Source organism: Bacteroides sp. FSHCM14E1, assembly GCF_019633785.1.
GTDB classification, from domain to species: domain Bacteria; phylum Bacteroidota; class Bacteroidia; order Bacteroidales; family Bacteroidaceae; genus Bacteroides; species Bacteroides hominis.
On sequence record NZ_JADKYL010000004.1, the window covers coordinates 142,868 to 158,290 of the forward strand.

At 48.5% G+C, this 15,423-nt stretch carries 11 protein-coding genes and 1 pseudogene; 11 read left to right on the forward strand and 1 reads right to left on the reverse strand.

What is annotated here, in order from left to right; all coding sequences use genetic code 11:
- Positions 1-53: 53 nt before the first annotated feature.
- The 11 genes and pseudogenes from ISX59_RS08320 to ISX59_RS08370 all read left to right on the forward strand — a co-directional run bounded on the left by ISX59_RS08320 (position 54) and on the right by ISX59_RS08370 (position 14,733).
- Positions 54-827, forward strand: a complete 774-nt coding sequence (locus tag ISX59_RS08320; RefSeq protein ID WP_203463124.1) for a BT1926 family outer membrane beta-barrel protein — start codon at positions 54-56, stop codon at positions 825-827.
- 147 nt (positions 828-974) lie between these two features.
- Complete coding sequence (locus ISX59_RS08325; protein ID WP_032535686.1) at positions 975-1,331, forward strand: helix-turn-helix transcriptional regulator; 357 nt, start codon at positions 975-977, stop codon at positions 1,329-1,331.
- A gap of 249 nt (positions 1,332-1,580) precedes the next feature.
- Positions 1,581-3,869, forward strand: a complete 2,289-nt coding sequence (locus ISX59_RS08330; protein ID WP_182424391.1) for a TonB-dependent receptor — start codon at positions 1,581-1,583, stop codon at positions 3,867-3,869.
- Positions 3,870-3,992: 123 nt separating this feature from the next.
- Positions 3,993-5,861: a DUF4980 domain-containing protein gene (locus ISX59_RS08335; protein ID WP_005807728.1), complete on the forward strand. Its 1,869-nt coding sequence runs from the start codon at positions 3,993-3,995 to the stop codon at positions 5,859-5,861.
- A gap of 31 nt (positions 5,862-5,892) precedes the next feature.
- A complete protein-coding gene (locus ISX59_RS08340; RefSeq protein WP_220575810.1) occupies positions 5,893-7,059 on the forward strand; it encodes an MFS transporter in 1,167 nt (388 codons plus the stop codon).
- A 172-nt stretch (positions 7,060-7,231) separates the two neighbouring features.
- A complete protein-coding gene (locus ISX59_RS08345; RefSeq protein WP_005780717.1) occupies positions 7,232-8,122 on the forward strand; it encodes a carbohydrate kinase in 891 nt (296 codons plus the stop codon).
- Positions 8,123-8,456: 334 nt separating this feature from the next.
- Positions 8,457-11,102 (forward strand): annotated as a pseudogene (locus ISX59_RS08350) (substrate-binding domain-containing protein); the annotation flags it as partial.
- A 30-nt stretch (positions 11,103-11,132) separates the two neighbouring features.
- Positions 11,133-11,468 (forward strand): MGMT family protein, encoded by a 336-nt coding sequence (locus ISX59_RS08355; RefSeq protein ID WP_044300992.1) that lies wholly within the window; start codon positions 11,133-11,135, stop codon positions 11,466-11,468.
- Positions 11,469-11,809: 341 nt separating this feature from the next.
- Positions 11,810-13,036 carry a glycine betaine/L-proline ABC transporter ATP-binding protein gene (locus ISX59_RS08360; protein WP_044300994.1) on the forward strand — a complete coding sequence of 409 codons (1,227 nt, stop codon included), beginning with the start codon at positions 11,810-11,812 and terminating at the stop codon, positions 13,034-13,036.
- Positions 13,033-13,857 (forward strand): proline/glycine betaine ABC transporter permease, encoded by an 825-nt coding sequence (locus ISX59_RS08365; protein ID WP_005780712.1) that lies wholly within the window; start codon positions 13,033-13,035, stop codon positions 13,855-13,857. Before ISX59_RS08360 ends, ISX59_RS08365 begins: the two co-directional genes overlap by 4 nt.
- Positions 13,858-13,875: 18 nt before the next feature.
- Positions 13,876-14,733, forward strand: a complete 858-nt coding sequence (locus ISX59_RS08370) for a glycine betaine ABC transporter substrate-binding protein (protein WP_032535692.1) — start codon at positions 13,876-13,878, stop codon at positions 14,731-14,733.
- Positions 14,734-14,774: 41 nt separating this feature from the next.
- Here ISX59_RS08370 and ISX59_RS08375 read toward each other — a convergent pair whose 3' ends face one another.
- Positions 14,775-15,278: a GNAT family N-acetyltransferase gene (locus ISX59_RS08375; protein WP_217737707.1), complete on the reverse strand. Its 504-nt coding sequence runs from the start codon at positions 15,276-15,278 to the stop codon at positions 14,775-14,777.
- Positions 15,279-15,423 lie beyond the last annotated feature (145 nt).

Here is a 15,423-nt window from a genome sequence, read left to right on the forward strand (position 1 = left end):
TATTCTTCATATTCAGTAACGGCAAATAAACAACAAATCAAAAAAAGTATCGTATGAAAATAAAAAGACTTTTAGTGTTGGCCGTTCTACCCATGATGTGTCTTGCAGCTAATGCGCAGAACTGTAGTAAAGACAATACTCCTAAAAAGGGTGACTTTACGGTAGCAGCTACTGTTGGATACAATAGTTACACAAATGTCACAGCCCCTTCGGGGCTGCTGACCGACTATGAAGTCAGAGCGCTCTCAACCAACTGGGCAGACAAAAAACTGATGGTTGGTTTCGAAGGGGGCTGGTTCTTCAAAGATCAGTGGAAACTAAATTTGGGTGGCGGTGTCAGCTTCACGAATAACCCCGGTTATCCGGCTGTTCCCGGCACGATAGACGATTTGAATAAGGATAACTCGGCAGACGAGAATATGGGAGAAATCCCTAATTACCGTGCCGTAGCCAGTGCTCAGTCGTTCGCCTATAATGTGTCGGCAGGTGTTGATCGTTATTTCAACATCAAGCGTGTTCCTAACCTGATGTGGTATACAGGTGTTCGCGTAGGTTTTGCTTACGGCGAAAATGAAATGAAGTATGATGAAGAGACCTCTATGGGCAAATCGGTTGCCGAGAGCTGGAATCTTCGTGGCGCCCTGACTATCGGTGTCGATTACTTTGTTCTTCCTGCCCTTTACATCGGTGCGCAGATCGATCCGTTTGCTTATACGTACAACAAGACTACGTATAATCCGCAAGCCGGTCTTGGCGATCTGTCGGCAGACAGCCATAACTACAGTGTTTTGGCGGCTCCGACGTTTAAGATCGGATTTAAGTTTTGACCTCTATCTCCATCCGGCCGATAGGTTATCGGTCGGGTGGGTGATTTTATAAATAAGTCCATTTATTTATACCTCCCCGGTGTCCGTGACGGCTGTCGGGGATTTTTACGTGATTGGCATTTGGGACGACTGAATGGTATTTAGAATATGAAGAAGAGTAATGTATACATAGGTGAAGTGATAAAACAGGTCATGGCCGAAAGGCAGGTGACAAAAGCCGAACTTGCCCGCAGATTGGGGGTGAGGCCACAGAGTGTGGACTATCTGCTGACACGAAAGAGCATTGATACAGATACGCTGTATAGTTTGTCATTGGCACTGGATTATGATTTTGCTGTTCTATATTCCATAAAAAAAGGAGTTGCTCTCCCTGTTGATGAAGAGGAGACGTTTAAAATGGGAAATGCAAAGATCACTTTAGAGATCGAGTTGCGACAGGATGAAATGTTGAAACTGAACCTGAAGCAGAAGATCGCAGATCTGCTGGAAGGAAAAGGAAAGTGATTTTGCGTATCTGATATCTTCTTTTATCTGTTCTTTCTATAAATCAATTGAAGGAAGAATGGTATCATCTCATATTTATTGCTGTAAACTGACTTTTTTCTGTTTTTGTAAACGATTGATAATTAATATGTAATGTGCCGGTGAATCAAAAGTAGCAGCCTTTGAAACAAATCTTTTAGTTGAGAAACGGGATTCCGCGTTCCTTTGCGGCATCAAAACAATCTCAATCAACTAAAAAATTTAAGTACCATGATGAAGAACAAAAAAAGGGCTGTTTGGTTGCTGGCTTGCTTCCTGATGGCCGGCTTCACAACCGCACAAGAAAAGAAAGAATCTTCCCGGACACCTTCCGGATCGAAAGAAGAAAGCAATCGCAACGTTATGCTGAACGCTTCGAGCGCCAATGGTCCCCGCGAAATCTCTATCGGCCTGCCTGGTGGAGACGTAAACGTACTCGAAAACGGACTTCCTGTAGTCTATACCTCTAATCCGCATAACGTAAATACCCACTGGCGTGGAGACAGCAGTCTTGGACACGTCGGACTGCTAAAAATCTCCGAAACCGCTATTACTACCGGAAATATCGGCTATGCCGTAAACTCTTTTACTCAGTTGGGGACTGAGAAATTCCGTGGAATCGTCAATTACAGCACCAACCACTTTGGCAAGCAGCAGTTCGATGCCAATATCAGCGGTGGTATGGGGAAAGGCTGGTTTTACAGTGGAAGTGTCTACCAGAACTTTGACCCGGGCAGTTTCAAACTGCGCTTTACTTCCAATCAGGACCGCACTCAAATTTATAAAGCAGCCTTGACCAAGAATTATAGCGAAGGGCGCGGACAGCTGTCGGCCATCTATCACTACAGCAACAGCCGTTGGCCGAGTAATGAAACGACTTCCGCTCCTTTCATCTATGTTGGAGACGGCAGCGTGAAAGAAATACCGGGATTCAGCCTCGGAACAAGTTCTTACCTGCCTGCCACGGGAGAAATGGTTTATCGTGATATGCGTACGGGGGAGCTGAAAAAGACCAATCTTTATGATGCCACTCTGAATAAAGGAAACCAGTTGACTTTGCTCAATACCTATACTTGGGACAACGGTCTGAACTGGAAGGTTAACCTGAAGTATGATCATGCCTTGGGTTCGTATGTCTATCAGACCCCGATGGCCATGGAACAGAAGGATGCCTCCGCCGGCTATTTTCTGAAAGGAACGGACGGTACGTTGAAACCGTATGAAGGGTATGTGCAAAGTCGCATGTCTTGCTTTAACCGGGGGACGATTGACGAGTTCTTCGCCACTTCCGAACTTTCACGCCAATATCGCAATATGACCTGGAGGCTCGGTGTGAACGAATGGCACTACAAAGTGGATTATGCTTCGAACACAACCATGTACGACCATACGGTAGAAGAGTATCCCGAGCGTCTGGTGCGTGAGGGGAATACGGACGGCGTGTACTACGATTTCAATAAAAATGCTTCGGAATACTACAAAGGGCACGAAAACAAGTTAGCTGTTTATGCCACCCACGACTGGGATATTTCTCCCCAATGGAATGTATATTATGGCGCACGTCTGGAATGGCAGCATCTGGAAGGAGAGAATGCGGCTGTGTATGACGCAGAAGGAAATGCCGTAGGCCGTTTCGCAGATTATTATCTGGGCGCCGTATCCGATAAAGGAGTCAGGATTACACCCCGCCCTTTCGATTACGACTGGATGAACATGGCATTCACTGCCGCCGCTACCTATAAACTGACCCGGGAGTTCGGTTTCACCGCCGACTTCACTTACAACACACAGCGTCCCGGTTTGTCGAACTTTTCACCTGCCACTATGCCCAATACCGATAAAATATCCGTTCCCCTGGGACGTGCCGGGGTCTATTATAACACGGACTGGATTAGCCTGACTTCTCTGTTCTCCTACATCTCGAAAACAAACAATAACTCGACGCTCAATCTGATTAACCCGAATGACCGGACCGAGATTCTTGCCGCTCCGTTGAGTTATGACATCAAGACTATCGGCTGGACGACGGATGCAGTGATCAAACCGTTCAAAGGCTTCAACTTCCATTTCCTGTTTACCTACCAAAGCCCGACTTACAAGAAATATGAAACGAGTGTGACTTTCAAGGACGGTACGATAGGTGAAATCAATGCCACGGGAAATATTGTGACGGAGATTCCGAAAGTGCTTGTCGAACTCGATCCCAGCTACAACATTACGAACGACCTCAGAGTCTGGGCCAGCTTCCGCTATTTCAGCAAGACGTACGCTAACATTAAAAATGCTTACTACTTCAACGGGCGTTGGGAAACTTTCGGTGGTGTCAACTGGACGGTGAACAAACATCTTGCATTGAGTGCCACAGTCGTTAATTTCCTCAATCAGACCGGAGCCAAAGGAAGTATTGCCGGTGCCGAACTGGTGGACAAAAAAGACGCGGCATCCTATAACGGTCATTGGATGGCAGGCAGCTATATTCGTCCGTTTACCGTGGAATTTGCTGCCAGCATTCGTTTCTGACGCGGTTTGGTATCAATCGTTATACTATTTGAAACAAAAATAATAGCCGGTGGCAGATAACTCCGCTATCTTTGCCATCGTAAACACAGCTATTGCATTACTAATAAAAAACATCCTGTTATCATGAAAACAACTTTTATGAATGTAAGTAGAAGAGTGATCGGCACTTTGGCTGTTTTACTCGGAATTTCGTCTTGCCAGAGCTCACAATCTGAAATGACATTTGAACAAGAAGGCGACAGCCTTACCGTAATTCATATTACAAATCCTACCCGATATTTACTTTTGCCCATCGAAGAACAGACTCCCGAAGCGCAGGTTTGCATTGCGTCAGATTCGGTTCCGGTAGAGATGGACGTGCGCCTGTCGAGGGCGAAGGTGGACTATTTCGTCCCTTACGCCTTACCTGAAGGAGAGAAAAAAGTAGCTGTGCGCATCCGCCACTTACCGAAAGATGCCTTGTGCTGGAAAGAGCTCAAACTCTCGGATACGTTTGATACCGCCAATACGGACAAATACCGTCCTGTCTATCATCATACTCCGCTTTACGGATGGATGAATGATGCCAACGGGCTGGTATACAAGGATGGCGAATATCATCTGTTCTATCAGTATAACCCTTACGGCTCTATGTGGGGCAACATGCACTGGGGGCATTCGGTAAGTAAGGATCTGGTACACTGGGAACATCTGGAACCGGCGCTTGCCCGCGATACGTTGGGGCATATCTTCTCCGGAAGTTCGGTGGTGGACGATGCCAATACAGCCGGTTACGGCGCAGGTACCATCGTTTCTTTCTATACCTCGGCCAGTGACAAGAACGGACAGATACAGTGTATGGCTTACAGCACCGATAATGGTCGTACGTTTACCAAATATGAAAAGAACCCCATCCTGACTCCGTTTGACGGATTGAAGGACTTCCGCGATCCGAAAGTGTTCTGGTATGCTCCGGATCAGAAGTGGGTGATGGTGGTATCGGCCGATAAAGAGATGCGTTTCTATTCGTCACCGAACTTGAAGGACTGGACGTATATGAGCGGTTGGGGCGAAGGCTACGGTGTTCAGCCCAGTCAGTTCGAGTGTCCCGATATGGTGGAACTTCCGGTGGACGGTGATCCGAATCATAAGAAATGGGCGTTGATAGTCAACGTGAATCCGGGATGCTACTTCGGTGGAAGTGCCACTCAGTACTTTATCGGTGATTTTGACGGCGAGAAATTTGTTTGCGACAATAAGCCGGAAACTGTGAAGTGGCTCGACTGGGGAAAAGATCACTATGCGACTGTCTGCTTCTCGAATACGGGTGACCGTACGATTGCCGTGCCTTGGATGAGCAACTGGCAGTATGCCAATATTGTGCCTACCCGCCAGTTCCGTAGTGCCAATGCGTTGCCTCGCGAACTGAGCCTTTATACTCAGGATGGAGATATCTATATGGCTGCCGCTCCGGTGGAAGAGACGAAGTCGCTGCGTAAGGAGTCGCGGGAGATTCCGGCCTTTGAGGTGGCGGACGCCTATCATGTGGATTCACTGCTGGCCGATAACCGGGGAGCTTACGAGATAGAGCTGGAATTGGCTGCCGGTTCGGCGGAAATCATGGGACTGAAACTGTTCAATGAGAAAGGGGAGAATGTAGATATCTATATCAGCCTTCCGGAGAAGAAACTGGTGATGGACCGCACTAAGAGCGGCATTGTAGATTTCGGAAAGGACAGCGCCCCTCATGCCATCGAGGCACACGACCGCCGGAAGCAGAACTCCATCAACTATGTGGACGATTTTGCCTTGGGTACCTGGGCTCCGGTGAAGAAGGCCGACAGCTATAAACTGGATATCTTTGTTGATAAATGTTCGGTGGAAATCTTTCTGAACGGTGGAAAGATTGCCATGACAAACCTGATATTCCCCACAACTCCCTATAACCAGATGAGTTTCTACAGCCGTGGGGGAGCTTTCAAGGTCAGCCAGTGCAAGGTGTACAGGCTGTAGCTTAAATCTGCTTTTTTTAAATTAACATATCATGGAAAATACCAAAAACAACTCTTACATGAAACTTATCCCGGTGATGCTCTGCTTCTTCGCCATGGGATTCGTAGACTTGGTGGGCATTGCCTCCAACTATGTGAAAGCAGATTTAGGACTGACGGATTCACAGGCAAATATCTTTCCGTCGCTCGTGTTCTTCTGGTTTCTGATCTTCTCGGTGCCTACGGGAATGCTGATGAACCGCATCGGGCGTAAAAAGACCGTGTTGCTTAGTCTGCTGATCACCTTTGCATCGTTGCTGCTGCCTGTCTTTGGCGACAGCTATCTGCTGATGTTGGTCTCTTTCTCGTTGCTCGGAATCGGCAACGCACTGATGCAGACATCACTCAATCCGCTGCTTTCCAACATCGTGAGCGGTGAACGCCTGGCAAGCACCCTTACTTTCGGGCAGTTCGTAAAGGCCATTGCCTCTTTCCTTGCCCCTTACATCGCTATGTGGGGAGCTACGCAGGCTATCCCTACCTTCGATCTGGGCTGGCGGGTACTGTTCCCCATCTACATGGTGGTGGCAATCGCTGCCATCCTGATGCTCAATGCCACGCAGATCACCGAGGAGCCTGAAGAGGGTAAGCCCTCTACTTTCGGGCAGTGTCTGGCTTTGCTGGGCAAACCTTTCATCCTGCTCTCGTTTCTGGGCATTATGTGCCATGTCGGGATCGACGTCGGCACCAATACCACAGCGCCGAAGATTTTGATGGAACGTCTGGGCATGACTCTGGCAGATGCCGGATTTGCAACCAGTCTCTACTTCATCTTCCGTACGGCAGGTTGTTTTCTGGGGGCATTTGTTTTGCAGAAGATGGCAGCCAAAACCTTCTTCGCCATCAGCGTGTTGTGTATGCTGGCGGCTATGACAGGGTTGTTTATTTTCCAGGATCAGACGATGATTTACGTTTGTATCGCCCTGATCGGGTTTGGAAATTCCAATGTATTTCCTATCATCTTCTCGCAGGCATTACTTTATATGCCGGGCAAGAAGAACGAGGTTTCCGGACTGATGATTATGGGACTTTTCGGAGGAACCATCTTCCCGCTGGCAATGGGAGTGGCTTCGGATGCAGTGGGACAGAGCGGAGCCGTGGCCGTGATGACGGTCGGGGTACTCTATCTGATGTTCTATACATTGAGAATCAGAAAGTAATTTATTTAATAACCATAATGAAGCGGTAACCTTGAGGGTGTGTTATAATTCACCACAGAGTTCCACAGAGAGAACTTAATCTGTTGATAGCTAATGGATATTTATCTGTGTAATCTATGGTGAATACGAGTTCCGACACACCTTCCTGAGGTGAGGCTTCCCAATTCATGCCATGAACAATATAATCGTAGGAATGGGCGAAGCACTTTGGGATGTGCTGCCCGAAGGAAAGAAAATCGGGGGAGCCCCGGCTAATTTTGCTTATCATGTGTCTCAGTTTGGCTTTGACAGCCGTGTGGTCAGTGCGGTGGGAAACGACGAGCTGGGGGATGAAATTCTGGAAGTATTCCGGGAAAAACAGTTGAAGCACCAGCTTGAGCGGGTCAATTATCCGACAGGAACCGTGCAGGTGACTCTTGACGGTGAAGGAGTGCCGTGTTATGATATTAAGGAAGGCGTAGCATGGGACAATATCCCCTTCACGGACGATTTGAAGCGTTTGGCACTGAACACGCGGGCCGTATGTTTCGGTTCGCTGGCACAGCGCAACGAGGTGAGCCGCGCCACCATCAACCGCTTCCTCGACACCATGCCCGACATGGATGGACAGTTGAAAATATTCGATATCAATCTCCGCCAGAGTTTCTATACCAGGGAAGTGTTGCGCGAATCTTTCCTGAAGTGTAACGTGCTGAAGATTAACGATGAGGAGCTGGTTACCATCAGCCGTATGTTCGGCTATCCGGGCATCGACCTTCAGGATAAATGCTGGATTCTGTTGGCCAAGTACAACCTGAAGATGCTGATCCTGACATGCGGTACGAACGGTAGTTATGTATTTACCCCCGGTGCGGTCTCTTTCCAGGAAACCCCGAAAGTGCCGGTTGCCGATACCGTGGGGGCAGGTGACTCGTTCACGGCAGCTTTCTGCTCATCTGTTCTGAAAGGAAAGAGTATACCCGAGGCACACAAACTGGCAGTGGAAGTGTCGGCTTACGTGTGTACACAGAGCGGTGCGATGCCCGTACTACCGGATGCTCTGAGAAATCGTTTAGATGATTAATGTGTTGGTTTATATAGGGTTATTGATTGGTTGATAGAGTCGTGGGGATGTGTCATAACTCTTTTCACCACAGAGTATCACGGAGTATCACAGAGTCTTTTTAATAACCAACGATTTAAAATCATCTCTGTGTTACTCTGTGTCCTCTGTGGTGAGTTTTGACACACATCCGTCTTGGTTTTAAACCGGCCGGATGGAAGATTTCGGAGGGAAATTGTTATATTTGCCTCCGGAACCTTTTATGTAATAACCAACCATGAAACGTGTACTTTTCTTACTTGGGCTGGTTTTGTCGGGACTGCTTGTCTCGTGTAGCCATGATGCTTCCCGGTACGTCATCGGCGTGTCGCAATGCAGTGATGATACCTGGCGGCATAAGATGAATGACGAGATACAGCGCGAAGCCTTATTTTACGGAGGCGTAGAGGTAGAGACGCGTACGGCGAATGACGACAGCCGGCGACAGATAGAAGATATACGTCACTTCATCCGGCAGAAGGTAGACTTGCTTATTGTGGCTGCCAACGAGGGAATGGCTCTCACTCCCGTTGTGGAGGAAGCTTTCGATAGAGGTATTCCGGTGATTATGGTGGATCGCAGGATACTTTCCGATAAATATACCGCATACATCGGAGCCGACAATTACGAGTTAGGCAAAGCCGTCGGCAATTACATAGCCCATCGCCTGAAGGGGCGCGGAAAAGTAGTCGAACTGAGCGGACTTGTCGGTTCCACTCCTGCCATCGAACGTCACCAAGGCTTTATGAGTGCCATCAGCCAGTATCCGGGCATCACCTTGCTTGCCCGGGAGGATGCGGGTTGGTTGAGGCAGCCTGCCGAAATAAAGATGGATTCTCTCTTGCAGTGTTTTCCGGAGATTGATGCCGTGTATGGGATGAACGACCGTATGGCCGCCGGTGCTTATCAGGCCGCCAGACGTCTGGGACGTGAGGAGGAGATGCTGTTTGTAGGTATCGATGCTCTGCCCGGCAAGGGTAACGGAGTGGAACTGGTACTGGACAGCGTGCTGGATGCTACCTTCATTTATCCCACCGAAGGAGACAAGGTGGTTCAGCTGGCGATGGATATTCTACAAAAGAAACCTTTTAAACGGGAGACAAAACTGAAGACAGCAGTAGTTGACGCGGTAAATGCGCACGTGATGGAATTGCAGACAGCCCATATCAGCGAGTTGGATGGAAAAATCGAGACGCTCAACAGCCGGGTAGGGACGTATCTTTCGCGGGTGGCCACGCAGCAGGTGGTGCTGTATGGGGGCTTTGTCATCCTGTTGTTGATCGTCGGATTGTTGATTGTCGTGTACAAATCTCTCCGTTCCAAGAATCGCCTGTACCGGGAACTTTCCCGCCAGAAGGAGCAACTGGAAGAGCAGAGAGACCAACTGATAGAACTTTCCCATCAACTGGAGGAAGCCACACATGCCAAACTGGTTTTCTTTACCAACATTTCACATGACTTCCGCACCCCTCTCACTCTGGTTGCCGATCCGGTGGAGCAGTTGTTGGCCGACCCGTCATTGGAGGGTGACCGGCGCAGGATGTTGTTGCTGGTGCAGCGCAACGTACAGATCCTGTTGCGTCTGGTCAATCAGATACTCGATTTTCGCAAATACGAGACGGGAAAGATGGAGTTTACCCCGGTCCCGCTCAACCTGTTGCAGTGCTTCGGAGAGTGGAACGATTCGTTTCAGGCAGCCGCCCGGCGGAAGCATATCCATTTTTCGTTCGACAGCATGCCCGGTGCCGATTACCACACTCTGGCGGATGCTGAGAAGATGGAGCGTATCTACTTCAATCTGTTGGGCAATGCGTTCAAGTTTACCCCCGAGAATGGTAAAGTCACTGTCCGGCTTTCGGCTTTGCAGAAAGAGGGCACTCCTTTCTTCCGTTTTACAGTCGCCAATACCGGGAGTCTGATTTCGGCAGAACATATCCGCAGCATCTTCGACCGTTTCTATAAGATCGACAGGCATCATACCGGTTCCGGTATCGGGCTGGCACTGGTAAAAGCGTTTGTCGAGATACATGGCGGAATCATCGAAGTGGAGAGCGACGAACGGCAGGGAACTGTCTTTACCGTCGATTTGCCGGTGCGGACATGCGAAGCGGGGACCGGCGTGGCATCTGCTCCGGTGGAGGCATCTGCTCCGGACCGGGTGGATAACCTGCTCCGGGAGGATGAAGCGGAGAACTTCAATGATCCGTCCAAACCTTCTGTACTTGTGATCGACGACAATGCTGACATCCGTGCTTATGTGCACACATTACTCAATTCGGAGTACTCCGTCATCGAAGCTGCGGACGGGACCGAAGGAATCCGTAAAGCGATGAAGTATGTTCCCGATGTCATCATCTCCGATGTGATGATGCCGGGGATTGATGGTATCGAATGTTGTCGGCGGTTGAAGGGGGAGTTGCAGACCTGCCACATTCCCGTGATCCTGCTGACAGCTTGTTCGCTTGACGAGCAGCGTATTCAGGGATATGCCGGTGGAGCCGATTCTTATATTTCCAAGCCTTTCAGTTCGCAGTTGCTGCTGACCCGTATCCGCAATCTGATTGAGTCGCGACGGCGCATGAAGCAGTTCTTTGGCGACCGGCAGACATTGGCCAAAGAGGATATCTGCGATATGGATAAAGATTTTGTCGAACGGTTCAAGTCTCTGATTGAAGCAAAGATGGGTGATTCGGAACTGAATGTGGAAGATTTGGGCAAGGAGATGGGGCTGAGCCGTGTTCAGCTCTACCGGAAGATCAAGTCGCTCACCAATTTTGCGCCGAACGAACTGCTTCGCATGGCACGGCTTAAGAAAGCGGCTTCGCTGCTGGCCTCTTCGGACATGACGATAGCAGAGGTTGGATATGAAGTGGGTTTTACGTCACCTTCCTACTTTACGAAATGCTACAAAGAACAGTTCGGTGAAAGCCCGACGGAGTTTTTAAAAAGAAGCGGATTATAAAAGAACCTGCTGCATAAAAGCGATACACCCATGAAAGATTATAAAGAAAATAAATCTAATTTGTCCGAAACTTTTTGCAATGAAGTATACAGTGTCGTGCGTGAAATTCCTGCCGGTAGCGTTCTTACTTATGGTGATATTGCCGCTTTGCTCGGGATGCCGCAATATTCACGTATGGTGGGGCGTGCATTGAAGCAGGTACCTGCCGGTTTAAGCCTTCCTTGTCATCGGGTAGTCAATGCCATAGGGCGATTGGTGCCCGGATGGGATGAACAGCGGCAACTGCTGTCCGATGAAGGTGTTTCATTCCGAAAAAACGGTTGTGTCGACCTTAAACTTCACAGGTGGAAGAGCGACAGTATTTGAGTGGGGTGATGCCGGCTTTCTTGTGGCAGTTTATGTACATGCGGCGTGTTCATCGAAAATAATGTGATGAACTATTTGAACGCTCGGCTTGTTTATTTAATTGTCCGTACACACATCTTTGGGTAATACCTGTGTATGGATGTGAATTTGACTTTCGGGATATAGTAACTATCTGTTGACAGGAATCCTGTCTGTAATAACCGGGTTAAGAAATCATATTTGACCGGGGGAACAACACAACCGTTGTTTTCCGGTATCAACTTTTTTACTATAAAGAAGTGTTTGTTTTCGTGTGTGTAGGCCGCCCGGTCCGTTTTTTAATAATCTAAACCCTATTATGTATGAGTAAAATAACGATTAAAGACTTGTATCTCATTTTTGGCAACGACAAGCAGCATGCTTTGCGTATGTTGAAAGAAGGAAAGAGCAAGAGTGAGATCTTAAAGGAAACCGGATGCACGGTTGCCGTAAAAGATGCAAACCTCTCTGTCCGGGAGGGAGAGATATTCGTGATTATGGGACTTTCGGGGAGTGGGAAATCCACTTTGCTGCGTTGTATCAACCGATTGATAAAACCTACTTCCGGTGAGGTAATCATCAATGGAAGAGACATTTCGAATGTTACCGATAAAGAGCTGCTCCGTATCCGGAGAAAAGAACTGGCTATGGTGTTCCAGCATTTCGGACTGTTGCCCCATCGTTCGGTGTTGCATAACATAGCTTTCGGGCTGGAGCTGCAAGGAGTGAAAAAACAGGAACGTGAGCACAGGGCGATGGAAAGTATGCAGTTGGTGGGTTTGAAAGGTTACGAGAATCAGATGGTCGGCGAACTGTCCGGCGGGATGCAGCAACGTGTCGGGCTGGCCCGTGCTCTGGCCAACGATCCTGAAGTGCTGCTGATGGATGAAGCTTTTTCTGCCCTCGATCCTTTGATCCGTATACAAATGCAGGATGAATTGCTGACTTTACAGTCTAAAATGAAAAAGACCATTGTGTTTATTACTCACGATTTGAATGAAGCCATCAAGCTGGGTGACCGGATTGCCATCATGAAGGATGGGGAAGTGGTGCAGGTAGGTACTTCGGAGGAGATTCTGACAGAGCCGGCGAATGCTTATGTGGAACGCTTCGTGGAGAGTGTGGATCGTAGCAAGATCATTACCGCCGCTTCGGTGATGGTTGATAAACCCCTCGTGGCCCGGTTGAAGAAAGAAGGGCCGGAAGTTCTGATCCGTAAAATGTTCGAACATAATCTGACCGTGTTGCCTGTGGTCGATGCAAACAATGTGTTGGTGGGAGAGGTGCGTTTAAAGGATTTGCTCCGGTTGCGTAAAGAGCAGGTGAAGTCAATAGAGTCGGTCGTTCGCGAAGAAGTGCATTCGGTGCTGGGAGATACGATATTGGAAGACATCCTGCCATTGATGACCAAAACCAATTCTCCTATCTGGGTGGTGAACGAAGGCCGTGAATTTCAGGGAGTCGTCCCCTTGTCATCGCTCATTTTCGAAGTGACCGGAAAGAACAAACAGGAAATCAATGAAATTATTCAAAATGCAATAGAATTATGATCAACATAGGACAATATATTGAGGAGCTCATCAACTGGATGATGATACACTTCTCCGCTTTTTTCGATGCGCTGAATCTGGGCATCGGCAGTTTTATCAATGGGTTTCAGCATATCTTGTTTGGTATCCCCTTTTATCTGACCATTGCTGCAATGGTGTTGCTGGCATGGATGAAAGCCGGGCGCGGGGTGGCGGTTTTCACCCTTTTAGGGTTGCTGCTTATCTACGGTATGGGCTTTTGGGAGGCCACCATGCAGACATTGGCACTGGTGCTGTCATCTACCTGTCTCGCCCTTATCGTGGGGGTGCCCATCGGGGTGTGGACGGCAAACAGTAACCGTGCGGAGAAAGTGATACACCCCATACTGGACCTGATGCAGACCATGCCTGCCTTTGTCTACCTGATACCTGCCGTCCTGTTTTTCGGGCTGGGGGTGGTGCCGGGAGTGTTTGCCACCATCATCTTTGCAATGCCTCCGGTGATTCGGCTGACGGGACTTGGCATTCGCCAGGTACCGAAGAACGTGGTAGAGGCTTCGCGTTCGTTCGGGGCCACCCGGTGGCAGCTGCTTTATAAAGTGCAGTTGCCTCTGGCCTTGCCCACTATCCTGACCGGAGTGAACCAGACGATTATGATGTCTCTTTCCATGGTTGTCATTGCAGCTATGATTGCGGCAGGCGGCTTGGGTGAAATCGTTCTGAAGGGTATTACCCAGATGAAAATCGGTTTGGGCTTTGAAGGAGGTATAGCGGTTGTGATACTGGCAATTATTTTGGACCGGATTACCCAAGGGATGGTTCGTCGTAAGAACAAAAAATAGAAAGGAGAAAGAATCGATATGCGGAAATATAGGATAATAGGAAGTTTGTTGTTGTTACTGGCCGTGATGTGTACGGCCTGTAACCCGGATACCGGGAAAAAGAAGATAAGCATCGCCTATGCCAACTGGCTGGAGGGCATTGCCATGAGTCATCTGGCCAAAGTGGTGCTGGAAGAGCAGGGGTATGAGGTAGAACTGCTCAATGCGGATGTGGCCCCCATCTTTGCGTCGGTTTCGCGTCGGAAAGCGGATGTGTTTATGGATGCCTGGCTGCCTGTGACGATGAAAGACTACATGGATCAGTATGGCGATCAGATCGAGTTTATCGGTGAGGTATATGACAGTGCAAGGGTCGGGCTGGTAGTGCCTCAGTACGTCAGTATCGACTCAATCGGAGAACTTGCTTCCCATAAAGGGCAATTCTCTTCCGAGATTGTCGGGATCGATGCCGGAGCGGGCATTATGAAAACTACGGATAAGGCTATTGCGGACTATGGGCTCGATGGATATAAGTTGCTTACTTCCAGTAGCTCTACCATGTTGGCTTCCTTGCAGAAAGCCATGGATAAAGAATCGTGGATCGTCATCACCGGATGGACACCGCATTGGATGTTCGATCGCTATCCCCTGAAGTTCCTGCATGACCCGAAAGGTACTTATGGGAATGTGGAATCTATCTATGTCGTCGGATGGAAAGGATTTACGGAGAAAGATCCTTTTGCGGCAAAGTTTTTCAGCAATATTAAATTCACTACAGAAGAGATCAGTTCGTTGATGAAAGCATTGAAAGATGCACGGATGGACGAAGAAGACCTTGTCCGAAAATGGCGTGACGAACACCGGGAACTGATAGAAAGCTGGATTCCTGAATCATAAGCGGTATATGTGTGTCCGGGAATCCAACTTCTGAGTTCTGTCTATCGGGTAACGGCGGTGCGTTGGTAGGCAAGCCGTTCCGTACCGTTCTTCACATAAATGATGCCACAATAGGTGAAACCGTTCTTCAAGAGAATGTTTTGGAGAACTTTATTGTCACGGTGAGTGTCTACACGCAGGTTCGGACAGTGGGACGAACACCATTCCAGGCATAAGTCCATCAATCCCTTTACCCGTCCGCCGGATGCGATGCGATGGATTACCCCGTAAGGAGCATTGTTGAGCCAAGCGCCGTCTTTGATAACTTTATAGTTGGGGTCCTCTCCCCGGATGAAGGTAAAGCAACCTTCCAACTCCCCGTTTTCATTTACAAATACATAACTGTCCCCGTTTTCGATGTCCTGCCGGATATCATCAGGGGAGGGGTATCCGTTGATCCACTGGTTAGCATTGCCATTGGCAGCCATAAAGCGGCGGGCACGTTCGTAGAATGGCATCACTTGGTCGAGTTCTTCAAGTCGGGTTGGTCGTATGGTTATGTTCATAATTATTCCGTTTGGGGGTCACCACAGATTACACGGATTAACACAGATTGATAATTTATCTCGTCAATATATCGAATTAAGAGTTCTGTGTTAATCCGTGTAATCTGTGGTGAAACCTATTCATTTCTATTTGACAAAAAAGGGG

Excerpts from the sequence above, each read along its gene's own strand:
- ISX59_RS08320 (WP_203463124.1), top strand. The coding sequence starts at position 54 with ATGAAAATAAAAAGACTTTTAGTGTTGGCCGTTCTACCCATGATGTGT.
- ISX59_RS08325 (WP_032535686.1), top strand. The coding sequence starts at position 975 with ATGAAGAAGAGTAATGTATACATAGGTGAAGTGATAAAACAGGTCATG.
- ISX59_RS08330 (WP_182424391.1), top strand. The coding sequence starts at position 1,581 with ATGATGAAGAACAAAAAAAGGGCTGTTTGGTTGCTGGCTTGCTTCCTG.
- ISX59_RS08335 (WP_005807728.1), top strand. The coding sequence starts at position 3,993 with ATGAAAACAACTTTTATGAATGTAAGTAGAAGAGTGATCGGCACTTTG.
- ISX59_RS08340 (WP_220575810.1), top strand. The coding sequence starts at position 5,893 with ATGGAAAATACCAAAAACAACTCTTACATGAAACTTATCCCGGTGATG.
- ISX59_RS08345 (WP_005780717.1), top strand. The coding sequence starts at position 7,232 with ATGAACAATATAATCGTAGGAATGGGCGAAGCACTTTGGGATGTGCTG.
- ISX59_RS08355 (WP_044300992.1), top strand. The coding sequence starts at position 11,133 with ATGAAAGATTATAAAGAAAATAAATCTAATTTGTCCGAAACTTTTTGC.
- ISX59_RS08360 (WP_044300994.1), top strand. The coding sequence starts at position 11,810 with ATGAGTAAAATAACGATTAAAGACTTGTATCTCATTTTTGGCAACGAC.
- ISX59_RS08365 (WP_005780712.1), top strand. The coding sequence starts at position 13,033 with ATGATCAACATAGGACAATATATTGAGGAGCTCATCAACTGGATGATG.
- ISX59_RS08370 (WP_032535692.1), top strand. The coding sequence starts at position 13,876 with ATGCGGAAATATAGGATAATAGGAAGTTTGTTGTTGTTACTGGCCGTG.
- ISX59_RS08375 (WP_217737707.1), bottom strand. The coding sequence starts at position 15,278 with ATGAACATAACCATACGACCAACCCGACTTGAAGAACTCGACCAAGTG.